At 65.5% G+C, this 24,522-nt stretch carries 21 protein-coding genes; 16 read left to right on the top strand and 5 right to left on the bottom strand.

Going from position 1 to position 24,522, the window contains the following annotated elements; all coding sequences use genetic code 11:
- Positions 1 to 4: 4 nt before the first annotated feature.
- Positions 5 to 679 carry a TetR family transcriptional regulator C-terminal domain-containing protein gene (locus ACVIJ6_RS02975; RefSeq protein ID WP_456771425.1) on the bottom strand — a complete coding sequence of 225 codons (675 nt, stop codon included), beginning with the start codon at positions 677 to 679 and terminating at the stop codon, positions 5 to 7.
- 197 nt (positions 680 to 876) lie between these two features.
- On the opposite strand from ACVIJ6_RS02975, the gene ACVIJ6_RS02970 reads away from it, so the two are divergent.
- From ACVIJ6_RS02970 to ACVIJ6_RS02905, 14 genes are all read left to right on the top strand, one after another.
- Complete coding sequence (locus ACVIJ6_RS02970; protein WP_456771424.1) at positions 877 to 1,662, top strand: ABC transporter ATP-binding protein; 786 nt, start codon at positions 877 to 879, stop codon at positions 1,660 to 1,662.
- A 43-nt stretch (positions 1,663 to 1,705) separates the two neighbouring features.
- Complete coding sequence (locus tag ACVIJ6_RS02965; RefSeq protein WP_456771423.1) at positions 1,706 to 2,599, top strand: ABC transporter permease; 894 nt, start codon at positions 1,706 to 1,708, stop codon at positions 2,597 to 2,599.
- Positions 2,596 to 3,573 (top strand): ABC transporter permease, encoded by a 978-nt coding sequence (locus tag ACVIJ6_RS02960; protein WP_456771422.1) that lies wholly within the window; start codon positions 2,596 to 2,598, stop codon positions 3,571 to 3,573. Before ACVIJ6_RS02965 ends, ACVIJ6_RS02960 begins: the two co-directional genes overlap by 4 nt.
- 44 nt (positions 3,574 to 3,617) lie before the next feature.
- Positions 3,618 to 4,607 (top strand): ABC transporter substrate-binding protein, encoded by a 990-nt coding sequence (locus ACVIJ6_RS02955; protein ID WP_456771421.1) that lies wholly within the window; start codon positions 3,618 to 3,620, stop codon positions 4,605 to 4,607.
- Between the two features lie 108 nt (positions 4,608 to 4,715).
- Positions 4,716 to 6,173 carry a dihydropyrimidinase gene (hydA, locus tag ACVIJ6_RS02950; RefSeq protein WP_456771420.1) on the top strand — a complete coding sequence of 486 codons (1,458 nt, stop codon included), beginning with the start codon at positions 4,716 to 4,718 and terminating at the stop codon, positions 6,171 to 6,173.
- Complete coding sequence (locus ACVIJ6_RS02945) at positions 6,170 to 7,444, top strand: allantoate amidohydrolase (protein WP_456771419.1); 1,275 nt, start codon at positions 6,170 to 6,172, stop codon at positions 7,442 to 7,444. The genes hydA and ACVIJ6_RS02945 overlap by 4 nt, the downstream gene beginning before the upstream one ends.
- A gap of 1,045 nt (positions 7,445 to 8,489) precedes the next feature.
- Positions 8,490 to 9,842: an ABC transporter substrate-binding protein gene (locus ACVIJ6_RS02940; protein ID WP_456771418.1), complete on the top strand. Its 1,353-nt coding sequence runs from the start codon at positions 8,490 to 8,492 to the stop codon at positions 9,840 to 9,842.
- 72 nt (positions 9,843 to 9,914) lie between these two features.
- On the top strand, positions 9,915 to 10,796 hold the full coding sequence (locus ACVIJ6_RS02935) for an ABC transporter permease (protein WP_456771417.1): 882 nt from the start codon (positions 9,915 to 9,917) through the stop codon (positions 10,794 to 10,796).
- Entirely contained in the window at positions 10,793 to 11,683 is an 891-nt protein-coding gene (locus ACVIJ6_RS02930) for an ABC transporter permease (protein ID WP_456771416.1), read from the top strand. Before ACVIJ6_RS02935 ends, ACVIJ6_RS02930 begins: the two co-directional genes overlap by 4 nt.
- A gap of 11 nt (positions 11,684 to 11,694) precedes the next feature.
- Complete coding sequence (locus ACVIJ6_RS02925; RefSeq protein WP_456771415.1) at positions 11,695 to 12,801, top strand: ABC transporter ATP-binding protein; 1,107 nt, start codon at positions 11,695 to 11,697, stop codon at positions 12,799 to 12,801.
- A 27-nt stretch (positions 12,802 to 12,828) separates the two neighbouring features.
- Complete coding sequence (locus ACVIJ6_RS02920) at positions 12,829 to 13,317, top strand: (2Fe-2S)-binding protein (protein ID WP_456771414.1); 489 nt, start codon at positions 12,829 to 12,831, stop codon at positions 13,315 to 13,317.
- A gap of 2 nt (positions 13,318 to 13,319) precedes the next feature.
- Positions 13,320 to 15,707, top strand: a complete 2,388-nt coding sequence (locus ACVIJ6_RS02915; protein WP_456771413.1) for a xanthine dehydrogenase family protein molybdopterin-binding subunit — start codon at positions 13,320 to 13,322, stop codon at positions 15,705 to 15,707.
- Positions 15,708 to 15,716: 9 nt separating this feature from the next.
- The gene (locus ACVIJ6_RS02910) at positions 15,717 to 16,514 is read left to right on the top strand and encodes an FAD binding domain-containing protein (protein WP_456771412.1); all 798 of its coding nucleotides are present in this window, start codon (positions 15,717 to 15,719) and stop codon (positions 16,512 to 16,514) included.
- Positions 16,515 to 16,529: 15 nt separating this feature from the next.
- Positions 16,530 to 17,990 (top strand): amidase, encoded by a 1,461-nt coding sequence (locus tag ACVIJ6_RS02905; protein ID WP_456771411.1) that lies wholly within the window; start codon positions 16,530 to 16,532, stop codon positions 17,988 to 17,990.
- Positions 17,991 to 18,213: 223 nt separating this feature from the next.
- Here the strand turns inward: ACVIJ6_RS02905 and ACVIJ6_RS02900 are convergent, their stop codons facing one another.
- Both ACVIJ6_RS02900 and ACVIJ6_RS02895 read right to left on the bottom strand, forming a co-directional pair.
- Positions 18,214 to 19,113 carry a LysR substrate-binding domain-containing protein gene (locus ACVIJ6_RS02900; RefSeq protein WP_456771410.1) on the bottom strand — a complete coding sequence of 300 codons (900 nt, stop codon included), beginning with the start codon at positions 19,111 to 19,113 and terminating at the stop codon, positions 18,214 to 18,216.
- Between the two features lie 385 nt (positions 19,114 to 19,498).
- The gene (locus ACVIJ6_RS02895; protein ID WP_456771409.1) at positions 19,499 to 20,395 is read right to left on the bottom strand and encodes a GNAT family N-acetyltransferase; all 897 of its coding nucleotides are present in this window, start codon (positions 20,393 to 20,395) and stop codon (positions 19,499 to 19,501) included.
- Between the two features lie 205 nt (positions 20,396 to 20,600).
- Here ACVIJ6_RS02895 and ACVIJ6_RS02890 point away from each other — a divergent pair, with 205 nt between their 5' ends.
- Complete coding sequence (locus ACVIJ6_RS02890; protein WP_456776882.1) at positions 20,601 to 21,524, top strand: 2-hydroxyacid dehydrogenase; 924 nt, start codon at positions 20,601 to 20,603, stop codon at positions 21,522 to 21,524.
- A 21-nt stretch (positions 21,525 to 21,545) separates the two neighbouring features.
- Here the strand turns inward: ACVIJ6_RS02890 and ACVIJ6_RS02885 are convergent, their stop codons facing one another.
- Entirely contained in the window at positions 21,546 to 22,820 is a 1,275-nt protein-coding gene (locus ACVIJ6_RS02885; protein WP_456771408.1) for an NAD(P)/FAD-dependent oxidoreductase, read from the bottom strand.
- 13 nt (positions 22,821 to 22,833) lie between these two features.
- On the bottom strand, positions 22,834 to 23,502 hold the full coding sequence (locus ACVIJ6_RS02880; RefSeq protein WP_456771407.1) for a haloacid dehalogenase type II: 669 nt from the start codon (positions 23,500 to 23,502) through the stop codon (positions 22,834 to 22,836).
- A gap of 168 nt (positions 23,503 to 23,670) precedes the next feature.
- Between ACVIJ6_RS02880 and ACVIJ6_RS02875 the strand changes: the two genes are divergently transcribed.
- Positions 23,671 to 24,513, top strand: coding sequence for a GNAT family N-acetyltransferase (locus ACVIJ6_RS02875; protein WP_456771406.1), 843 nt, complete (start codon positions 23,671 to 23,673; stop codon positions 24,511 to 24,513).
- Positions 24,514 to 24,522 lie beyond the last annotated feature (9 nt).

Raw genomic sequence — 24,522 nt, 5'->3', positions numbered from 1 at the left:
CGGTTCATTCCTGCCCCGGCCCGAGCACGGCGTCGAGGATCGACTGCCGTGCCGCGGTGAAGAAAGCGGGATGATGAAGCGTGCGGCCGGTGATGGCCTCGACCTGCGTGGAGAAATCGGCGTAATGCTGCGTCGTCGCCCAGATCATGAAGATGAGATGATGCGGGTCCCGGCGCGGCAGCTTGCCCTGGGCCATCCACCGCCGCAGCAAGGTGACCTTACTGTCGACCTGCTGCTTCAGGTCGTCCTGCAGCACCTTGCCGAGCACCGGCGCGCCGCGCATCACCTCGATCGCGAACAGCCGCGATGCCTTGGGATGGTCGCGGGCATATTCCAGCTTCGTGGTGATGTAGTCGGTCAGCGCCATCAGCGGATCGCTCCGCGGCTCGATCCTGGCCAGCGGCACCAGCCACATGTCCAGCGTGCGCTTGAGCACCGCGAGGTAGAGATCCTGCTTGGTGCGGAAGTAATACAGCAGGTTCGGCTTCGACAGGCCGGCGAGATCGGCGATGGCGTCGACGCGGGCGCCGGCGAAGCCGTCCATGGCGAATACCGAGAGCGCGGCGTCGAGGATCCGCTCCACATTGGCCTCGCCGCCGCGCGTCTTGGCCCGGATCTCCGGATCAGGCGACGCCGTTTTCCGGGCCTTGCGTTTCAGGGTCGTGCGCGCTGCCGCCATCAGACAGTCCGTTGCAAATCGATGAGATCACGTCGATTGGTCCGCCGGCACAATGCAATGAATCTGATCAAATGGTCAAACCTTGCGCAGGTGGTTTCGAAGCCTTCTCGATCGAGGCCTGCGATATCAAGCAGCCGTGCATGGCATACCGCTTGCTTCGATGCGATCGGACGAGCGGCGCCAGGGAAGGGTGATCTGTGAGCGTGCAGACGGCCATCGACATTCGCAATCTGTCGCTGACGTTCCAGACCGGGGACGGTCCGGTCTACGCGCTCGCCGATGCCAATCTCACCATCGCAAAGGGCGAGTTCGTCTCCTTCATCGGCCCGTCCGGATGCGGCAAGACCACGCTCTTGCGCGTGATCGCCGATCTCGAGCAGCCGACGTCCGGCAGCATCACCGTCAATGGGCTCGCGCCGCATGAGGCGCGTCTGAAGCGTCAATATGGCTACGTGTTCCAGGCGCCGGCGCTGTATCCGTGGCGCACGGTGGAAGCCAATGTGATGCTGCCGCTCGAAGTGTTCGGCCGGCCGAAAGCCGAGCGCCGCGAGCGGGCGCGCAAGCATCTCGACATGGTCAGGCTGTCGGGCTTTGCCAAGAAATATCCGTGGCAACTGTCCGGTGGCATGCAGCAGCGCGTCTCGATCGCGCGTGCGCTGTCGTTCGAGCCTGAGCTTTTGCTGATGGACGAGCCGTTCGGCGCGCTGGACGAGATCGTGCGCGATCAGCTCAACGAGCAGCTCGTCAAGCTCTGGAACGAGACCCGCAAGACGGTCGTGTTCGTCACGCATTCGATTCCCGAAGCCGTGTTCCTGTCGTCGCGCATCGTGGTGATGTCGCCGCGGCCGGGGCGCATCATCGACGTGATCGATTGCGCCTTCGGCGCCGAGCGCACGCTCGATATTCGCGAGAGCCCGGAATTCCTGAAAGTCGCGCACCGCGTCAGGGAGGGGCTGCGCGCCGGCCATAGCTACGATGAGTAGTGTCGCACTTGGGGCGCCGCGCGAAGCTTCGAGGGGCCACCGGATGTGGGACGACCTGCGGCGCGGCGGACTGATCCCTGTGCTGACGCTGACGGCGATCATATTGGCGGTGTGGTATCTCGCCTGCCTGCCGATGAACCGCGACCTGCCGCAGCTGGTGCGTGTCGAGGGACTCGCCAATCGCTACGAGGTGGCCTGGAGCCTGGAGCGGCCGGTGCTGCCGGCGCCGCACCAGATCATTAGTGAGCTCTATTCCTCAACGATCGGGACGCGGCTGCTGCGCGAGACCGCCGACGGGCTCGTGCTCAATCCGCGCAACCTACTGACCCATGCCTGGGTGACAATCTCGGCGACGCTTGTGGGCTTCGTCATCGGCGTGCTGCTCGGCATCGCCCTGGCGGTCGCGATCGTGCACGTCAACGCGCTGCGCCGCAGCCTGATGCCGTGGATCGTGGCCAGTCAGAGCATTCCGATCCTGGCGATCGCGCCGATCATTATCGTCGCGCTCGGCTCGGTCGGCATCGTCGGCCTGCTGCCGAAGGCGATGATCTCGGCCTATCTGTCGTTCTTCCCGGTCACCATCGGCATGGTCAAGGGCCTGGCGTCGCCCGACGCGACGATGCTCGACCTGATGCGCACCTACAACGCGTCGGGCACGCAGACTTTCGTCAAGCTGCGCTGGCCAGCCGCGGTGCCGCTGTTGTTCGCCAGCCTGAAAGTATCGATCTCGATCAGCCTGGTCGGCGCCATCGTCGGCGAACTGCCGACCGGCGCGCAGGCCGGCATCGGCGCGCGTCTGCTCTCGGGCTCCTATTACGGCCAGACCGTGCAGATCTGGTCGGCGCTGGTGATGGCCGCGCTGCTCGCTGCGCTGCTGGTGGTGCTGATCACGCTCGCCGAGAAGCTGACCTTGCAGGCCATGGGGACGCGGCCATGAGCGTCATCGCGCCTGCCGCCCCCGAGCGCAAGCCGGTGCTGTCACTGGCGGCCTTGCTCGCGGCTGGAAGCCTGCTCGCGGCCCTTGCATTGATGCTCGCGCATCGTGGTGCGGCGGGGGCGATCGTGATCACGCTCGCTCTCGCCGCCTGGGCGATCGCCTGGTTCGCCAACGTCATCTGGAGTAGCGCGGAAAATCTGCCTCCGGTGCTCGCACGACTGGCGCCGGCCGCGGTGCCGCTGCTGTTCGGATTGACGCTGGTGTTTCTGTGGGAAGTGATCTGCGTCGGCTTGAAGGTGCCGACCGTGCTGCTGCCGGCGCCGTCGCTGATCCTGGCACGGCTGTTCGCGTCGCTGCCGGTGCTCGGCGCCGACTTCGTGCAGACCTTCGTGCGCGCGGCTGTGCCGGGCTGGCTGATCGGATCGGCCACAGGCTTCATGGTCGCGCTCGCCTGTGACCGCTCCGATTTCCTGCGCCGCGGACTGATCCCGATCGGCAATTTCATCTCGGCGCTGCCGATCATCGGCATCGCACCGATTCTGGTGATGTGGTTCGGCTTCGACTGGCAGTCGAAAGCCGCCATGGTCGTCGTCATGACCTTCTTCCCGATGCTGGTGAACGCGGTCGCGGGCCTTGCCGCGGCCGGCCGGCTCGAGCGCGACCTCATGGTTAGCTACGGCGCCTCATGGCTGCAGACCTTGCTGGCGCTGCGGCTGCCGGCGGCGATGCCGTTCCTGTTCAACGCGCTCAAGATCAATGCGTCGCTGGCGCTGATCGGCGCGATCGTCGCCGAGTTCTTCGGCACGCCGACGCTCGGCATGGGCTTTCGCATCTCGACCGAGGTGGGCCGCATGTCGCTCGACATGGTGTGGGCGACGATCGTGATCGCGGCCATCGCCGGCTCCGCCTGCTTCGGCGCGCTGGTGCTGCTCGAGAAACGGGTGACGTTCTGGCACCCGTCGAACCGGGGGTGAGACGAGGTGTGTTGGTTCGTGGTGTTGAACAGGGGAGACGACGGATGCTGAAGAGATTGATGCTCGGCGCGGTGCTGCTGGTGGGACTCGCGGCTCCTGCCTCGGCCGACGATAAGGTCACCTTGCAGCTGAAATGGGTGACGCAGGCGCAGTTCGCCGGCTACTACGTTGCCAAGGACAAGGGCTTCTACAAGGCCGAGGGCCTCGACGTCACCATCAAGCCCGGCGGTCCGGACATCGCTCCGCCGCAGGTGATCGCCGGCGGCGGCGCCGACGTGATCATCGATTGGATGCCGGCCGCGCTTGCCGCGCGCGAGAAGGGCGTACCGCTGGTCAACATCGCCCAGCCGTTCAAGCGCTCCGGCATGATGCTGACCTGCCGCAAGGATTCCGGCGTCGCGGCCCCGGCCGATTTCAAGGGCAAGACGCTCGGCGTCTGGTTCTTCGGCAACGAATATCCGTTCATGGCCTGGATGGCCGAGCTCGGCTACAAGACCGACGGCTCGGCCGGCGGCGTCAAGGTGATCAAGCAGGGCTTCAACGTCGATCCCCTGATCCAGAAGCAGGCCGCCTGCGTCTCGACCATGACCTACAACGAATATTGGCAGGTCATCGACGCCGGGCTGAAGCCCGAGGAGCTCGTGGTGTTCAACTACACCGATCAGGGCGTCTCGACCATGGAAGACGGGCTCTACGTGCTCGAGAGCAAGCTGTCTGACGCCGCCTTCACCGCCAAGATGGCGAAGTTCGTCAAGGCCACGATGAAGGGCTGGGACTTCGCACGCAGCAATCCGGATGAGGCGGTCAAGATCGTGCTCGACAATGATGCGACCGGTGCCCAGAAGGAGGCGCATCAGAAGCGCATGATGGGCGAAATCAACAAGCTCACCGCGGGCTCCAACGGCAAGCTCGAGCCGGCCGATTTCGATCGCACCGTCACCACGCTGCTCGGCGCCGGCGGCGACCAGCCGGTCATCACCAAGAAGCCCGAGGGTGCCTGGAGCCACGCCGTGATCGACGCGGCTTTGAAGTAAGCGTCCCATCATCGGAAGACTTGGCTGCAGCGCCTTGCGGTGCCGCAGCCAACCCACTCCTGATCATCAATCTCGACACGACCACGCTATCCAGCCGGAGGAGCGCTCATGACCATTCTCATTCGCGGCGGCACCGTCATCAATCATGATCATTCCCGCCGCGCCGACGTCCTGATCGAGGACGGCAAGTTCGCAGCAGTCGCCGAAGGATTGTCCGCGCCGACCGGGGCGCAGGTGATCGACGCCGGCGGCTGCGACATCCTGCCGGGCGGCATCGACCCGCACACCCATATGGAGCTCATGTTCATGGGCACGGTGTCGGCGGATGATTTCGAATGGGGCACCAAGGCGGCGCTGTGCGGCGGCACCACGATGATCGTCGATTTCTGCATTCCCGCTCCGGGCGAGTCGATGCTCAAGGCCTACCAGGATTGGCGCCACAAGAGCGAGAAGGCGGCCTGCGACTATTCCTTCCATATGGCGGTGACGTCGTGGACGAAGGAAACCCATGACGACATGGAAGCCGTGGTGAAGACCTACGGCATCAACACCTTCAAGCATTTCATGGCCTACAAGGGCGCGCTGATGGTGAATGACGACGAGCTGTTCAACTCGTTCTCGCGCTGCGCCGCGCTCGGCGCACTGCCGATGGTGCATGCCGAGAACGGCGACGTCGTGTTCCGTTTGCAGGAGACCTTGATGGGTAAGGGCGCGACCGGGCCTGAAAATCACGCCTATTCGCGGCCGCCCGAGGTCGAGGGCGAAGCAACCAACCGCGCCATCATGATCGCCGACATGGCGGGCGCGCCGCTCTACGTGGTCCACACCTCCTGCCGCGAGGCGCATGAGGCGATCGCGCGCGCCCGCGCCGCGGGCAAGCGCGTCTATGGCGAGCCGCTGATCCAGCACCTCGTGCTGGATGAGGACGAATATCGCAATCCGGACTGGGACTATGCGGCGGCGCGCGTGATGTCGCCGCCGTTCCGGCCGCGCAAGCATCAGGACTCGCTGTGGTCGGGCCTGCAGTCCGGCTCACTGCAGGTGGTCGCGACCGACCACTGCTCGTTCACCCGCGCGCAGAAGCGGCTCGGGTTGACCGATTTCCGCATGATCCCGAACGGCACGGGCGGCGTCGAGGACCGGCTGCCGGTGCTGTGGACCAAGGGCGTCAATACCGGACGGCTGACGAAGGAGGAGTTCGTCGCAGTCACCTCGGCCAACATCGCGCGCATCCTCAACATCTATCCGCGCAAGGGCGCGGTCGCGGTCGGGTCGGACGCCGACCTCGTGATCTGGGATCCTGCGAAGAGCAAGACCATCTCGGCCAAGACCCAGACCAGCCGGATCGATTACAACGTGTTCGACGGCATCGTCTGCACCGGGGCGCCGCGCATCACGCTGTCAGGCGGCCGCATCGCCTGGCAGGATGGCGAGTTGCGCGCCGGGAAGGGCGACGGGCAGTTCGTCGCCCGGCCGCCATTCCCGGCGTCGCATGTCGCCAACAGTACATGGAAGGAATTTTCGGCGCCGAAGCCGGTGTCGCGCAGCATGCCGGTGGTGCCATGAGCGAGACCGTGACAACTCCGGCCAAGGCCGACCGCACCAATCTGTCGATTGACCCGCAGCGGCTGTGGGACAGCCTGATGGAAACGGCCCGCTTCGGCGGCACGGCGAAAGGCGGCATCTGCCGGCTCACGCTGTCCGATGACGACCGCAAGGTCCGCGACTGGTTTAAACGTGCCTGCGAGGCGATCGGCTGCACGGTCGCCGTCGATGATTGCGGCAACATGTTCGCGCGCCGCCCCGGCAAGCGCACCGACCTGCCGCCGATCTGCATGGGTTCGCACCTCGATACGCAACCCACCGGCGGCAAGTTCGACGGCGTGCTGGGTGTGCTCAGTGCGTTGGAAGTCATGCGCACCTTGCACGCCACAGGCTACGAGACCAACGCGCCGCTCGAGATCGTCAACTGGACCAACGAGGAGGGCTCGCGCTTCGCGCCGGCGATGCTGGCCTCCGGCGTGTTCGCCGGCGCTTTCACGCGTGAGTTCGCCTATTCGCGCCGCGACCGCGACGGCAAGGCCTTCGAGGCCGAGTTGACCCGTATCGGCTACAAGGGCAGCGAGCCGGTCGGACAGCGCAAGATCGGCGCGATGTTCGAGCTGCACATCGAGCAGGGGCCGATCCTGGAAGCGGAAGGCAAGACCATCGGCGTCGTCACCGGCGTGCAAGGCATGCGCTGGTACGAGGTCACGGTGGCTGGTCACGCCGCGCACACCGGCGCGACGCCGATGCATCTGCGCAAGAACGCGCTGCTCGGCGCGTCGCGCATGGTCGAGCAGATCGACGCGATCGCGATGAAGCACGCGCCCGATGCGGTCGGTACCGTCGGGCTGATGGAGGTGCGGCCGAACTCGCGCAACGTCGTGCCGGGCGAGGTGTTCTTCTGCGTCGACTTCCGGCATCCGGACGAGGCCGTGCTGGAGACGATGGAGCAGGAGTTCCGTGCCGCGCTGAAGGCGACGATCGAACCGCTCGGCCTCACCTATGACGAGAAACGCATCTGGGACAGCCCGGCGGTGCGCTTCGATGCCGAGATGATCGATTGCGTGCGCGCCGGCGCCGAGAAGGCCGGCTATGCCACCCGCGACATGGTGTCCGGCGCCGGCCACGATGCGGCCTACATCGCGCGCGTCGCGCCGACCACCATGATCTTCGTGCCCTGCGCCGGCGGCGTCAGCCACAACGAATCCGAGTCGACCGCGTTCGACGAGTGCGGCGCCGGCGCGCAGGTGCTGCTTGAAGCCGTGCTCGCCTATGACCGGCGCTTCGGTTGAGGACGAAGTCCCAGCCTCTCGATCAGCGAATGGCGGCAGCGCCCCGTCTGCGCATCGCGGAAGAACCGGCCGAAACGCACGGCGAGTGTCGGTGGCACCAGCAGGTTCAGCGCCATCGGCCGAACACGTTGAGCTCGATACTGGATGAAGTTGATTCCGGTGCGTGGAGGGCAGCATAAGTCCGAACCCATGCTGTTGCGCGCACACCGGCGAATTGATTGCTCTTTCTCACTGTGCTTTGTATCGTCAGGCTAGCGACCGTGATTACGACAAGGAGCGTGTCAGGACATATCCTGACGACTCTCGCTGGCGGTAAATAACCTCGATGCGGCGCGCCGCTTTCGCGGAACTAGCTCCTCGTGAACTGCGGCGCTAGAGCACTACGGCCATGCCGCGGTCGGCTCTACGGGGATTGGGCGCTGCAGTTAAGTTGGCCGATTGCTATAGCTGCTTCTGATACCGAACCGGACTTCCGACACGATTGACACCCTATTTGCCCCTTCTCGCGTTCTTAATCAGGCCGTAACCTATGGGAGTCGCTTGGGTCGAATCTACCATATGGGGATGCGTCTCCGTGACCGCTCGCGACGCAGGGGCAAGAGGGAAGAACGTCCTCGCCATCTGCATCTGCTCCCTGTCGGCTTGCCTAGCTACGTTGGGGCGCTGCTATCGGAGTTCTGCCGTCGCGCAATCAACTGATGCTGGAACGTCCAGAGATTGGTCGCGGAATCTCAAGGCATTCTTAGAACTCAACCTAAGATACGACGCTCGCGTGTCCGTTTCTTGATCGCCGTCAGAAAGGAATCCGTTTGCGGCCAACATCGCCTTACTGCTCAATCGGTTCTCAGCCGATTGGCGCGGATCTGTGCGATTGCCGAGAGCTCAAGCAGAAGACAGCCGACATTAGCGGCGCTTATATCCGCAATTTTTGCTTCCAATTTTACTTCGCAAAATCCCGCCGATAGCCTCGCATCAAGATCGAAACGCAAGCGGGCCAACATCCAACGAAGGATGTCGTGCTGCCTTGTAACCAGCGGGGGTTGCTATGCGCGACAACGAGACACGCACGTCGAAGGGCGAGACGGTGGGCCAAAAGACAAAGCCGCCGAAAGACAAGCTGAGCCGGCGTTCATTGCTCAAGGGTGCGGCCGCTCTTGCGGGTGCAGCGGTCGGCTCGGACATCGTGCCAGGCGCGCCGACGATCTGGGCGCAGGAGATCAAGGACATCGAGCTGCGCCATGTCGGCGTGTCCTATTCGGTGGTGAAGGCGATCGGTGACCAGGCCGCGAAGGATCTCGGCTTCAAGGTCACGATGCAGAACCTCGATACGTCGGCGGCGATCAACCGTTTCATCAGCCAGCCGAACAGCGTCGACATCGCCGACCTCGAGGGCTGGCAAGCCAAGCTCGCCGCCAAGCGCGGCGTCATCCAGGGCATCGAGGTCAAGAAGATCAAGGAGTTCGACAACATCCTGCCGATCTTCACCAAGGGTGAGATCAATGGCCACAAGATTCCGCGCCAGGGCATTTCGCCCTATGAAGCGATGTACATCGCCAAGCCCGATGCGACCGATCTTCATGACGGTGTGACCGAGTGGGCGACCTTCTTGCCGCAGGTCTACAATGCCGACTCGATCGGCTACCGGCCCGATCTCGTCGGCCACGAGGTGACCGAGTGGAAGGACCTGATCGACCCGAAGTTCAAGGGCAAGGCCGCGATCCTCGACGTGCCCGCGATCGGCATCATGGATGCCGCGCTGTGCTTCGAAAGTGCCGGACTGATCAAGTACGGCAACAAGGGCAACATGACCAAGGAGGAGATCGACTTCACCTGCAACAAGCTGATCGAGCTGAAGAAGCAGGGGCAATTCCGCGCCACCTGGACCACTTTCGACCAGTCGGTGCAGCTGATGGCGGCAGGCGAGGTGGTGATCCAGTCGATGTGGTCGCCGGCGGTGGCCGCGGTGCGCGTCAAGGAGATTCCCTGCGTCTACGCGCCTGTCAACGTCAAGAACGGCAAGGAGGGCTATCGCGGCTGGTGCAACGGCATGGGTCTGATGAAGCACCTCACCGGCAAGAAGCTCGACGCCGCCTATGAGTATCTCAACTGGTACCTGTCCGGCTGGCAGGGCGGCTTCGTGGCGCGCTACGGCTATTACAGCCCGGTGCCGTCGACGGCGAAGAAGTTCCTCACCGCTGCGGAATGGGACTTCTGGTACGAGGGCAAGCCCGCGCCTGAGGTCGTGAACGACCCCTATGGCGTGCCGATGGAGAAGGCCGGCACCAAGCGCGACGGCGGCTCGTTCCTCGACCGCGTCACGAACATCTCCTGCTGGAATACGCTGATGGACGAGGCTGCCTACATGAACAAGCGCTGGAACGACTTCAAGGTGGCCTGATTCCTGCCTCTCTCCACTGCACGGCCGGTGCGATTCCGTGCCGGCGCAGGCGACAGCAAAGCAATCTCCGCGATGATGCCGAGCTCTTCTTCAACCTCTCGTTCGAGCCTGACCGGCTGGCTTTACGTGTCGCCTCTGGTCGGCGTGCTCGTGCCGTTCTTCCTGGCGCCGATCCTGGTGGTGCTGGCGGCAAGCTTCTTCGGCTCGGACGGATTCGGCGGGCTCACGCCGGGCTTCACGCTCGCGAACTACGTCGAAGTGCTACATTCGGCACTGACGCTCAAGCTCTATCTGGCAACGATCAAGTTCACCGTGCTGACCTGGATCGTCACGCTGCTGATCGGCTTCTTCGTGGCATACTTCCTGGTCTTCCACGTGCGCAACCAGCTGCTCGCGATCGGGCTGTTCCTGCTGTGCACCGTGCCGTTCTGGACCTCGAACATCATCCGCATGATCTCGTGGGTCCCGCTGCTCGGCAAGGAAGGGCTGATCAACGCGGCCCTGATGTCGACTGGGGCGATCCGACAGCCGCTGGAAGTGCTGCTGTTCTCGGATCTCGCCGTCGTCATCGCCTATGTGCACCAGCTGACGATCTTCATGATCGTGCCGATCTTCAATGCCATGGCGCGGATCGACAAGCGGCTGATCGAGGCCGCGATCGATGCCGGCGCCAGCCGCTTCGACATCCTCCGCCTGATCGTGGTGCCGATGTCCAAGAGCGGCATCGCGCTCGGCTCGATCTTCGTGGTCTCGATCGTGATGGGCGACTTCTTTGTCGTCAAGGTGATGTCCGGCGGCGGCTCCGCCTCAGTGGTCAGCGCCTTCTATGAGGACGTCGGCGTGCTGCAATATCCGACGGCAGCGGCGAGCGCAGTGCTGCTGACGCTGGTGCTCGTCGCCATCGTGTCGCTGATCCTGCGCAGCGTCGACATCCGCCGGGAGATCACCCGATGAGCGCCGTCGTGGTCGACAATCCCGAGCAAGGGATCTCTGCGCGCAAGGCGATCGCGCCGAGCGGGGGCAAGCGTCCCTGGACGTTCTACGTACTCGCGTCGCTGTTTACAGCTTATGTGCTCGCGCTCTACGGCCCGATGTTCTGCATCTACATCCTGTCGTTCCAGGACATTCGCGGCGGCCTCGTGTTTCCGATGAAGGGGCGTTCGCTGCACTGGTTCGTCGATCTGTTCACACAGGTGCGTACCGGCGACGTCAAGGGCTCGTTCGACCGCTCGATCAAGCTCGCGGTGATCGTCACTGTCATCACGGTCGTGATCTCGTTCCTGGCTGGCCTCGGCTTCCGCCGCCGCTTCAAGGGCGACAGCATCGTGTTCTACATGATGATCGGCAGCCTCGTGGCGCCCGGCCTGGTGCTCGGTCTCGGCACTGGCCTGCTGTTCCAGGCGCTCGGACTGAACCCGGCCTGGTACTCCTCGGCGCTCGGCGCGCAGCTGTCGTGGACGTTGCCGTTCGGCGTACTCGTGATGTTCGCGGTGATGTCGCGCTTCAACAACGCCTGGGACGAGGCGGCGCGCGATCTTGGCGCCAGCCGCTGGCAGGCGATCCGGCTCGTCATGATCCCGGTGCTGGCGCCGGGGCTGGTTGCGGTCGCGTTGTTCGGCTTCACGCTGTCCTACGACGAGTTCGCGCGCACCCTGCAGACGGCTGGCTCGCTCAATACGCTGCCGCTGGAGATCTGGAGCATGACGTTGAACGTCACCTCGCCCTCGCTCTACGCGCTCGGCACCGTCACAACGATCGTGTCCTTCGTCGTCATCGGCGTCAGCCTGGGAAGCATCGTGCTGATCCAGAAGAAGCGCGGCGCGCGGAAGATCAAAGGATAAGGCTTGGACTGATGCGGATCGAACGAGGCGATATTGAGCTCGCAGGTGTCTGCAAGAGCTATGATGGCGTCGTCAATGCCGTCGACGGCGTCAATCTCAGGATTGCCGACGGAGCCTATTGCTGCTTCATCGGCCCGTCCGGCTGCGGCAAGACCACCATCCTGCGCATGATTGCCGGCCATGAGGATCCGACCGCGGGAGAGATCGTGATCGGTGGCCACAACGTGGTCGGCCTGCCGCCGGTGCAGCGGCGCACCGCGATGATGTTCCAGTCCTACGCGCTGTTTCCGCACCTGACGGTGCGCGAGAACATCGCCTTTGCGCTGCAGGTCCGCGGCCATTCCAAGGCCGAACGGCTGCGCGCGGCGGATGCGATGATCGAGAAGGTGCGGTTGACGCAGTTCGCCGACCGGCTGCCGGCGCAGCTCTCCGGCGGGCAGCAGCAGCGCGTGGCGCTGGCGCGGGCCGCGATCACCGAGCCGCGCGTGCTGCTGCTCGACGAGCCGTTGTCGGCGCTCGACGAGCAGCTGCGGGTGCAGATGCGCCAGGAGCTGCGGCGGATGCAGCGCGAGCTCGGCATCACCTTCATCCACGTCACCCACACCCAGCTCGAGGCGATCGCGCTTGCCGATCTCGTCGTGGTGATGGAGCAGGGGCGGATCAAGCAGGCCGGGCCGGCGCGCGAGGTCTACGCCCATCCGCGCGACCGTTACGTCGCCGAGTTCATGGGCGGCCAGAACGTGCTGTCCGGCCGGGTCGAGAAGGTCAATGGCGAGAGCTTCCTGCTGAAGCAGGGCGCGCGAGAGGCCATCGAGGTGCCGCTGCAGGCGCGTCGCGGCATCGACGTCGGCGACAATGTCGATATCGCCGTGCGCCGCGACGATGTCGCGCTGGTCCGCCCCGGCGCGTCGCTGCCGCCGGGTTGCGGCACCGCGCTGCCAAGCCGCGTGACCGCGATCGAGTATCAGGGTTATTTCGTGAAGGTCATGCTCGACACCGTGCCGGACGACGAGTTCGTCGCCTATGTGCCCGAGAAGACCTTCTTCGCAGATCCCTTCAACGTCGGCGACGTCGTTCTGGCCACCTGGGTGGCGGATCGCGCGTGCCCGCTCGCCTGACCTTTTTTCGACAACGGAGAGTAGACCGTGCAGATCTCCTTCACCCTCAATGGCCGTCCGACTACGGTCGACGTGGAGCCGGCAACGCTCGTCAGCGATCTCCTGCGTGAGCAGCTCAGCCTCACGGGGACGCATGTCGGCTGCGATACCAGCCAGTGCGGCGCCTGCGTCGTGCATCTCGACGGCGCGCCGGTGAAGAGCTGCACCTTGCTGGCGCCGTCGCTCGACGGCGCGACCTTGCTGACCATCGAGGGGCTCGGCGCCACTGCAGGATCGAACGGGCTGCATCCGATGCAGGAAGCGTTCCGCGAGCATCATGGCCTGCAATGCGGCTTCTGCACGCCGGGCATGGTGATGACCGCGACCGCGCTCGCTGCCGCCAATCCGGCGCCGACCGAGGCCGAGGTCCGGCACGGGCTCGAAGGCAACATCTGCCGGTGCACCGGCTATCAGAACATCGTCATCGCGGTCATGGCCGGCGCGGCCGCCATGCACGCCACGTCAGCGGGAGAGTGACCATGGGGCAGGTGATCGGGATCGGCGCGGCGCCGAAGCGCAAGGAAGATCAGCGCTTCCTCACCGGGCGCGGCAACTACGTGTCGGACATCAAGCGACCGGGCATGACGGCGGGTGTTTTCATCCGTTCGCCGCATGCCCATGCCGTGCTGCGCGGCATCGACAAATCCGCCGCGCTGGCGGCGCCGGGTGTGGTCGCGGTGCTGACCGGCGAGGATGTCGCCGCCGACGGCCTGGGCTCGCTGCCCTGCGGCTGGGGCATCAGCGACGCCAAGGGCGTGCCGATGAAGGAGCCGCCATTCCCGATGCTGGCGCAGGGCAAGGTGCGCTTCGTCGGCGACATGGTGGCCTTCGTCATCGCCGAGACGCTCGAACAGGCGAAGTCGGCGGCGGAGCTGGTGAACGTCAACTATGAGGTGCTGCCCTCGGTCGTCGGCGTGCTCGATGCCGTCAGGCCCGACGCGCCGCAATTGTTCGACGATGTCCCGAACAATGTCTGCTGCGACTGGGAGCTCGGCGACAAGGCGACGGTGGAGTCGGCGTTCCGCAAGGCCGCGCATGTCGCCAAGCTGAGCCTGGTCAACAACCGGCTGATTGGGAACCCCATGGAGCCGCGGGCGGCCATTGCCGAATATGATCCGGGCAAGGGCCACCACACGCTGTGGACCACCAGCCAGTTTCCCCACGTCGTACGCTTTCTGATGAGCGCGCTGGTGCTGAAGTTGCCGGAGCACAAGGTGCGCGTCGTGGCGCCCGATGTCGGCGGCGGTTTCGGCGTCAAGCAGTTCCACTATGGCGAGGAGGCCGTCGTCACCTGGGCGGCTAAGCGCGTGCTGCGCCCGGTGAAATGGGTGGCGGATCGCTCGGAAGGCTACTTGTCGGACCGTCACGGCCGCGATCACGTCACCGAGGCTGAGCTGGCGCTCGACGAGAACGGGAAATTCCTGGCGCTCCGGGTCAAGACGCTCGCCAACATGGGCGGTTATCTCTCGACTTTCGGCCCCAACATCCCGACCAATCTGTACGCCCCGCTGCTCGGCGGCGTCTACACGACGCCGGCGATCTACTGCAACGTCAAGGTCGTATTCACCAACACCGTGCCGGTGGACGCCTATCGCGGAGCCGGTCGGCCCGAGGCGACCTTCGTGGTCGAGCGCATCGTCGATGTGGCCGCGGCCGAGATGGGGATCGACCGTGTCGAGCTGCGTCGGCGCAACATGATCCCGAAGGACGCCTATCCGTATCAGACGCCGGTGCTGGTGCAGTACGATTCCGGAGATCCGATGGGCTGTCTCGATGGCGCACTGGTCGCCGCCGACGTGAAGAATTTCGGCGTGCGCAAGGCGGAATCGGCGCGCAACGGCAAGTTCCGCGGGCTCGGCTTCTCGACCTATGTCGAGGCCTGCGGCCTCGCGCCGTCGCGCTTCGCCGGACGGTTGGGCGCGCGTGGCGGCCTCTATGAAAGCGCCACTGTGCGGGTGCATCCGGCGGGGCAGGTGACCGTGATGATCGGGACGCATAATCACGGCCAGGGCCATGAGACGACCTTCGCGCAGATCGTGTGCGAGAAGCTCGGCGTCCCCTTCGAGAATGTCGACATCGTGTTCGGCGACACTGACCGCGTCCAGTTCGGCATGGGCACCTATGGCTCGCGCTCCCTGGTGGTCGGCGGTGCGGCGCTGTCGAAGGCCGCCGACAAGGTGATCGTCAAAGGCAAGAAGATCGCCGCGCATCTGCTGGAAGCCAGCGAGCAGGACATCCATTTCGAGGCCGGCAAGTTCTCGGTTGCCGGCACTGACCGGGTCAAGACGATCGAGGAGATCGCAGGCGCGGCCTACGTGCCGCACAATTATCCGTTGGAGATCCTCGAGCCGGGACTGGAGGAGCAGGCCTATTACGACCCGGTCAACTTCACCTATCCGGGCGGCTGCCACATCGCCGAGGTCGAGATCGATCCGGAGACCGGCATCGTCACGCTGGTCAACTATACGGCGGTGGACGATGTCGGCACCGTCATCAACCCGATGATCGTGGAGGGCCAGCTGCATGGCGGCATCGTGCAGGGCGTAGGCCAGGCCCTCTATGAGAATGCAGTCTATGACGAGAGCTCCGGGCAGTTGGTCTCGGGCTCGCTGATGGATTATTGCGTGCCGCGTGCCGACCATCTGCCGATGATGAAGGTGGCCACGCACTCGACGCTGTGCACACATACGCCGATGGGCGTGAAGGGCTGCGGCGAGGTCGGCACCATCGGCTCGCCGGCCGCCGTGATCAACGCGGTGGTCGATGCGCTGGCGCATCTCGGCGTCACCCATGTCGACATGCCGGCGACGCCGAACCGGATCTGGCGCCTGTTGCAGAACGCGTCGCTGCCAGTGGCCGCAGAGTAGGGGGGAGACATGCGTGCATTTGCCTATCACCAGCCGAACGAGATCTCGGAGGCGGTCAAGCTGCTCACGTCGGTCGAGGACAGCAAGGTCCTCGGCGGCGGCATGACCCTGATCCCCACGCTCAAGCAGCGCCTCGCGGCGCCGGCAGCCGTGGTGGATCTCGCGAAATTGCCTGCTCTGAAAGGGATCAGCGACGACGGCGTGACCGTGACGATCGGCGCCATGACGCCACATGCGGTGGTCGCTGCGTCACCGATCGTGCGGGCGCGCATCCCCGCGCTCGCTCATCTTGCATCCGAGATCGGCGATCCAGCCGTCCGCAACCGCGGCACGTTGGGCGGCTCTGTCGCGAACAACGACCCGGCCGCGGACTATCCCGCTGCCGTGCTCGGCCTCGGCGCCACCATCATCACCAGCGCGCGTGAGATCGCGGCGGATCGGTTCTTTGTCGGCCTGTTCGAGACCGCCTTGCAGCCCGGCGAGATCATCACGGCGATCCGCTTTCCCGTACCGGTGGCGGCGGGCTACGCGAAGTTCAAGGCGCCGGCGTCGCGCTATGCGCTGGTCGGCGTGTTCGTCGCCAGGTTCGCCGACGGCGTGCGCGTCGCGGTGACCGGCGCGGGGGCGGGCGTGTTCCGTGTTGCGGCAATGGAGCAGGCGCTGAGCCAGAACTTCGAGCCCACCAGCATCGCCTCCATCAAGATCGATGCGGCCGGGCTGACATCCGACATCCATGCCGAAGCCGACTACCGGGCGCATCTCGTCACGGTAATGGCCAAGCGCGCCGTCACGGCCGCATCGAGGTAGCCTTCAGGACCCATCATGACAGCCTTGTCTGCCCACGCGGCCGCTGCGGACGCGCCGTCCGATCTCGCTCGTTTGTCTGCCGTCGATCTCAAGGCAGGATATCGGCGCAAGCGCTTCACTCCGGTGGACGTGGTCGAGGACGTCATTGCGGCGCTGGACGCCACGCACGCCCGCTGCAACGTCGTGGTGACCGCGATGTACGAGCAGGCGCGTGCCGACGCCAAGCGCATCACCGCCGCGATGCTTGCGGGCGAGCCGTGTGGTCCGCTGGCCGGTGTGCCCGTCACCATCAAGGATCTCGTGTTCGTCGCGGGCGTGCCGGCCTATGCCGGCTCGCCGATGAACCGGAGCTTTGTCCCCGACGCCGATGCGGCTGTGGTGTCGGCGCTGAAAGCTGCGGGCGCGATCATCACCTGCAAGACCACGACCTGCGAGTCCGGTTACAAGCTGACCGCCGACAGTCCGGTGACGGGACTGACGCGCAATCCCTGGAATCCGGCGCACACCAGCGGCGGGTCGAGCGGTGGTGCGGCTGCGGCGGTCGCTTCGGGTTGCGGTCCGATCGCGATCGGCACCGACGGCGTCGGCTCGATCCGGGTGCCGTCGTCGTTCTGCGGCGTGTTCGGACTGAAACCGACCTTCGGCCTGGTGCCGCGCTCGCCCGGCTTCGCACCGCCCTCCTGGGCCTCGCTGGCGCATACCGGCCCGATCACGCGCACGGTGGCAGATGCCGCGCTGGCGCTCGAGACGATCGCCATCCACGATCTGCGCGATGCAGCGAGCCTCGCGGTCGCGCAGCGCCGCTTCGACGCGAGCCCGCGGCCGCTGATCGGCCTGCGCATCGGCGCCAGCGCCGATCTCTGCTATGCCGCCGTCGCGCCCGATGTCCGCGTGGCCTTCGCCAAGGCGATCGCCGTGCTGGAGGACTGCGGCGCGCGCATCAGCGCCGATCATCCCGGCATCGACAGCCGAATTCTGGAACGGACGCTGAAGCCGATTGCCTTCATCGAGCAGGCCGCAGCCGTCGCGCACAAGAGTGGAGACGAACTCGCCGATTGCGAAACCGATTATCGTGACGTGATCGCGGCAGGCCGCAGCTACACCGGCGTCGATTATGTCGAGGCCGGCTATCGCCGCACCCAGATGCGCGCCGCCTTCGTCGATTTGTTCTCCCGCGTCGATGCGCTGGTGACGCCGACGGTCGCGGTGACCGCGTTCGGTGCGGGGCAGCTCGGGGTCGCGAGCATCGACGGCACGCCGGTCGATCCGCATCTCGGCTGGTCGCCGTTCTCCTGGCCGATCAATCTGGCCGGCCTGCCGGCCGCCACCGTGCCGTGCGGCTTCGATCGCGACGGCCTGCCGATCGGCCTGCAGATCATCGCGCCCTGGCTCGACGAGCCCACGATCTTCAAGATCGCCGCGGCCTTCGAGGAGGCGCAGCCGTGGGCCGGGAGGTGGCCGGAGATGCGCCGTTAGTTGGTGCGCGGTGTGTGCCGGTTACACGCGCACGCAACCCATGACGAATCCTTAAGTTCATCACCTGCTCTGCATTGCGCAGCGAAACGCTGATTGAGCCTACCGTCTTGCTGATGAGATGGCTGCGCGACGGTGGGCATGCGGCGGCTGCTTTGCCCTCCCTACGAACCCATGCCGTGTTGCGCGGGCGTGTTGCGAAAATGCGCCGGCGACCCGCATGTGCTCAGCCCATTTCGATAGGGACCCCGGTCTCGCCGAGCTGATCGCCGAGGCGCAGATAATGCGCGAGGTAATCGTGCAGCGCGGTGGCCGCCTTCGAGGTGGCGCCGCTCGACTTGTACAGCAGCAGCTCGACCTGCGGCAGCGCCGGAAGTCCGTCGGCGGGGCCGAGCTCGCGCATGCCCGCGACCAGCGCGCTGCGACCGAGCACGGTCACCGCCATTCCGGCGAACGCCGCCGCCTGCAGGCCGCCGACGCTCTCACTCTGACAGGCGATGCGCCAACGCAAATTTGCGGCCTCCAGCGCCGCGATCGCGTGGTCGCGATAGATGTTGCCCTGGGGAAGCAGCGCCAGCGGGATGGGCCGCTCTTGATGTGCCGCCGACTGTTCTCCGGTCATCCACACCAGCTGCTCCCGCCTTACGACCTGGCCGCCGGTGAAATCATTCATGCGCGTGACCAGCGCGATGTCGACCTCGCTGCGCTTCACCAGCTCGACCAGCGGCGTCGACAGCGCGCAGTTCAGCTCGACCTGGATGCGCGGAAAGGATTTGCGGAAGACGCTGAGGATCGAGGGGAGGATGAAGGCCGCGTAGAGGTCGGGCGTGCCGAGCACCACTTGGCCCTCGATCTCCTGCGATGCCAGCTGCGAGATCAGCTCGTCATGCAGCCGCAGGATGGAACGGGCGTAGGTCAGCACGATGCCGCCGTCTTCGGTCAGCGCCAGCCGTCGCCCGCCATGGACAAACAGCTGCTTGCCAGTGAGCTCCTCGAGACGCTGGAGCTGCAAGGTGATCGCCGGCTGGGTGCGTCCCAGCCGCCGCGCGGTTTCAGTGATGCTGCCGGTCTCGACGACGGAGATCAGCGACCGGAGCATGCGAATGTCGAGGCTGATGAGGTTCATTCTTGATCCATACCGTGTCTCATGCAAATTTTGTGCAACGACGATGTCGCAGCGTCAGTCAGGCGTTGCGCGGCTATGGTTCGGGTCGGCGTGCGCCCATCCGCTACGGAAAACTCGACGAGTCCTGTCCGCTAGGGTGGCATCGCGCTGCGAATCCGGAATCCGATCAGAAATTCAATCGTGAGTTTTCAATTCAGGTTCGAACGCGTCAGCGTCGAACGCTCCGGGCCGAGGAGCGTCGTGCGGCTTTGCCGGTCCAGTTCGCACCTTGTGATCTCGTTCCAGTCACGCGTCTTGCGGCCGCCGAGGACAATTGAAGCTGAGCCTTTCGGCGCGCATCTTGACGCAAGCTGTGGCCTCGGGACAAGAACCGCGCGCAGGCCTTCTAGCCAAAAGCCTGGCTGACCACGGCATAGCTGCTCGGCGCATCGGCGGCGCGCTGGCCGGTGTCATCGGCGTCGCTGCGCAACGACATCGTCGTCACCGTTTCATGCAGTGCGAGGCCCGCGGCGGCGATGAAGGCGCGGAATTCATTGCCCTCGCTGTGAGTATCGATCCGCAGGAACTGCCGCGCATGGGCGGCGACGTGGGGCGCGACCACCGCGATCGCATCCCTGTCGGACGCGGCGACGACGGGACCGATGACATGGCCGCGTCCAAACCTTCGGCACAAGGCGAAGGCGGCGAGCCGTCCCGATCGAAACAGGCCGTAGCCGGTCGATTGCTGAAACAGCGCCGTGATCAGCTTGGTTCTCGCCGCGCCATAGGCGCGCGCGTCGGCCGCGATGACCGACGACAGCTCGATCTCGCTGAGCCGTCGGACGCCATCGCCGTCTACCGCGGCGGTGGCTGCGCCGTTCGCCCGTCCCTGACACTGGTACAACGTCTTCTCTGGCTTGAAGTCGAGCGACCTGTACAGACGGTCGGCCGCATGTGTCGCGTTGAGTCGCAGGGCACGTTCGCCGCATGCGGCGATCACCCGCGTCATCAGCCAGTTGCCGGTGCCGAGCGCCTGCAATCGCGGTGAGGTGATCACCATGCCGATGGCGGCAAACGTCTCGGTGTAGGGAAACCACATCGCCGATCCGCAAACGCGGCCGATCTCGTCGAGCGCAGCGAAGCCGTGTCCCTGGCTGAGCATGAAGTGCCAATCCGTGGCGCGATGCGGCCAGCGGACCGAGATCGACAACGCCAGAAGCTGCCGGACGTCGACGGTCTCGATGTCGGCGAGGCGCATCTCGAACACGTCGACAGAGCGAAATTCGACGCCGGGATCATCCATGCCGGTCTTCCCTGTCGGTTGCGTCCGCGCCCGTGATGCCGGCGCCGAACGTCTGGTTCAGTATTTTTCGGACAGATCGGCGCAACATTCCACTCGATCCCCGCCCGCATTCGGCATGGAATACGTCCCCGGCGCCGTTAGCATGGCGGATGCGGGCGTAAGGCGGATCACAGCGATCTGGCCGGCCGGCCTGGGAACGACGGTGATGACCTTCCTGTTCAACTCGGATGCCCGTCGCGGCGCGGTGTTTCGCGAGGTGCTGGCGCGCGAGCTTCCGGATCTCCCGTTCGCATTTGAGCCGGCCAACGTCGCTCCCGATGACGTCCGCTACATGATCACCTGGCTGGTGCCGCCGGATCTCGCTCATTATCGCAATCTCGAGATCCTGTTCTCGATCGGTGCAGGCATCGACCAGTTCAACGCCGCTTCGGTTCCCGCGCAGGTGAAGATCGTCCGCATGGTAGAGGATGGCATCGTCAGGATGATGCAGGAATACGTCACGCTGGCCGTGCTGGCGCTGCATCGGAAGTGGCCGGTCTATCACGACCAGCAGCGACAGCAACTTTGGCGCGCGGTCACGCAGCCGCAGGCGCAGGAACGTCGCGTCGGCGTGCTGGGCCTGGGCCTGCTGGGCCAGGCCGTGCTGGAGCGGCTCAAGCCGTTCGACTTTCCGTTGTCGGGCTGGAGCCGCAGCCCGCGCGCGATCGACGGTGTCACCACGCATCATGGCGCCGACGGCCTCGACCGGCTGCTGGCGACGACCGACATCCTGATCTGTCTGCTGCCGCTGACGGACGAGACGCGTGGCCTGATGAACGCAGAGCTCTTTGCCAAGCTGCCGCGCGGTGCTGCGCTGGTGCAGACCGGGCGCGGCGCGCAGCTCGACCAGACGGCGCTGCTCGCTGCGCTGGACAGCGGACATTTGTCGGGCGCCGTGCTCGACGTGACCGAGCCGGAGCCGCTGCCGGCGGATCATCCGCTGTGGCGGCATCCGCGGGTCATGATCACCCCACATGTCGCCAGCGTCACGCAGCCGGAATCGGCCGCGCGCGCCGTGGCCGAGAACATCAAGCGGCATCGCGCGGGGCTCGATCCGGTCGGTCTCGTCGACCGCAGTCGTGGCTATTGAGGACCGGCGCGCCGCCACGTCTCAGCGGATCCAGTCCAGGGTCTTGTAGTAGGCGCCGACGAATGGCAGGAACCAGGGCTTGCCGAAATGACCGGGCACGACCGGCCAGGGGGCATCCTTCATCGGGTTTTTGTCGGGCCGGCCGAGCATCGCATCGGCCATGATGGTGCCGAGGTGGGTCGAGAGCTGCGCGCCATGGCCCGAATAGCCCATCGCGTACCACAGCCCGCCCTCGCGGCCGGCGCGCGGATAGCGATCGGCGGTCATGTCGACGAGGCCGCCCCAACAATATTCGATGTCGATGCCGGCAAGCTGCGGGAACATCCGTTCCATCGCGGCCCGCAGGATGGTGCCGCTCTTGGCGTCCGATCGCTGGTCGGATGTCGCGGAGAAGCGCGCGCGGCCGCCGAAGATCAGGCGATTGTCCGGCGACAGGCGGAAGTAGTTGCCGATGTTCATCGAGTTGACATAGGTGCGGTTGCCCGGGAGAATCGACGCCGCCTCGGCCGCCGTCAGCGGCCGCGTCGCGATGATGAAACTGCCGACGGCAATGATGCGGCGGCGGAAATAGCTGAAGTTTGATGGGGTGTAGGCGCCAGTGGCCAGCAGCACCTGCTCGGCGCGCAGCGTTCCCTTGGCCGTGGTCAGGCGAAACCCGTTGGTCTCCTGCACCTGCTCGGTCACCGCAGCCTGTTCGACGATGATGGCGCCGCGGCGGCTTGCAGCTGTGGCGAGGCCGGCTGCGAAGCGGCCCATATGCATCATCGCGCTCTTCTTGAAGAGCATCCCGCCATGGAATGGTGAGCCGATCTCGGCTTTCAGATCGGTGGCCGAGAGCAGCGCCGTCTCCGGATCGACCTCGCGGTTGATGGCTTCGAAGTTCTTCACGATTCCTTCGAGATGTCCGGGCTTCGAGGCGAGCTTGAGCTTGCCGCAGCGGCGGAAATCGCAGGCGATATTCTCCTCCGCGATCAGGCGCTCCAGCGTGTCGATCGAGTCGTCGAACGCCTTGTAGAGTGCAATGGCGCGCTCGGCGCCGAGCTCGGCTTTCGCGGCCAGGAAGCTGTGCGCCAGCCCATTGTTGAGGTGGCCGCCATTGCGCCCCGATGCGCCCGAGCCGACAGAATCCGCTTCGAGCACGATCACCTTGGCGCCCGCCTTGGCGAGCTGCAGCGCCGCGCCGAGCCCGGTGAAGCCGCCGCCGATGATGGCTACGTCGTAGTGCCCCTCCACGGGCCCGGCGTGGCCGCCGGCAAAGGCGGCCGCAGTGTCGCGCCAGTAGGAGACATATTTCATTGCAGCACTCTGCTTAGAGACCGAACACGCCGGGCAGGCCGGAGATGTCCTTGATCTCGGTGTAGCCGTAATAGGGATTGGCCGGCTCATGACCGCGGTTGACCCAGACCTTGCTCTTGATGCCGAGATCGTGCGCCGTCATCAGATCGTAGCGGAACGAGGAGGAGCAATGCGTGATGTCCTCCGGACCGCAGCCGAGCATGTCGAACATATAGTCGAAGGCGCGCATCCGCGGCTTGTAGGCCTGCGCCTGCTCGGCGGTGAAGACGGCATGGAACGGCGCGCCGAGCTTGGCGACGTTGGAGGGAATCTGCGCCGTCATGGCATTGGAGAGAATGACCAGCGGGATGTGCTTGGCCACCTTGGCGAGGCCCGCCGGCACGTCCGGATGCGGCCCCCAGGTCGGTACGCGCTGATAGACCATCTCGCCGTCCTGTGGCTTGTAGGGGATGCCGATCTTGCGGCAGCTGCGCGCCAGCGCGTTGCTGACGACCTCGGCATAGGGCTTCCAGGCGCCCAGGATTTCGTCGAGCCGGTACGCGGCGAAGACGCGGATGAACTCGGTCATCGCAGGCTCGGAGAGGATTGCGCCGTAGAGATCGCGCGCGGCCTCGGCCATCGCGAAATTGGTGAGCGTGCCGTAGCAGTCGAAGGTCACATATTTGGGGCGGAAGCTGCTCATGGATCCTCATCCGGCGATGGTCTCGGCGTCCGATGATAGGCCGGCGCGCCAGCATAAGATGCGGCTTTGCCCCGGTTCTGCGGCGGAAGATGTTGTCGGCCGCAGTGCCTTCAGCCGATCTGCCGGGTGCTGCGCGCCCAGACTCGCCGCGGAATGGGAGAGCGGGACATGACTTCCGACGCTGCGAGCTTCACAGTCTTCGGCCCTGAGCATCTCGACGCTGCGACGCGGCTGTCGCGGCAGGCCGGCTGGCCGCACCGCCGCGAGGACTGGCAGATGGCGCTTGCGCTGAGCAGAGGCTGCGTGGCCATCGCGGCTGACGCGCGCGTGATCGGCACCGTGCTGATGACGCCCTATGGCGCCGCTGCGGGCACCATCAACATGGTCATCGTTGACGAGGCCGAGCGCGGGCAGGGGCTCGGCCGGCGTCTGATGCGAGAGGCGCTGACGCTCGCGGGCGACCGGCGGCTGCAGCTCGTCGCGACCGCGGATGGCTTGCCGCTGTATGAGAAGCTCGGCTTCGGCAGGACCGGCGAGATCGTCCAGCATCAGGGGCAGCTCGCGCAGGCTGTCACGCGGTCCGATGCGGTGCGGGCGGCCACGCCAAATGACATCACCGCCATCGCCGCCCTCGACGCCGTGGCTTTCGGTGCGGAGCGCAGCGATCTGATCGTCCATCTCGCATCGGTCGGCGAGTTCGCGGTGCTTGAACGACAGGCGCAAACGGCCGGCTTTGCGGCGCTGCGTCGCTTTGGCCGCGGCCTCGTGATCGGCCCGGTCGTCGCCTCCGATCTCGACGATGCGAAGGCGCTGGTCGGACATTTTCTCGCGGGACGCGAGGGCGAATTCATCCGTGTCGACACCGGAATCGAGAGCGGCCTCGCGCCATGGCTGATGAGTCTCGGCCTCGCGCATGTCGGCGGCGGCATCGTCATGCACCGTCCGGCCGTGAAGGACAGCACGCCCCAGCCCCCGACATCCTTTGCATTGGCCAGCCAGGCGTTCGGCTGAACCGGAGAT

The sequence above is a fragment of the Bradyrhizobium sp. USDA 4369 genome (assembly GCF_054056435.1).
This window is presented reverse-complemented; position numbering and strand designations above follow the sequence as displayed.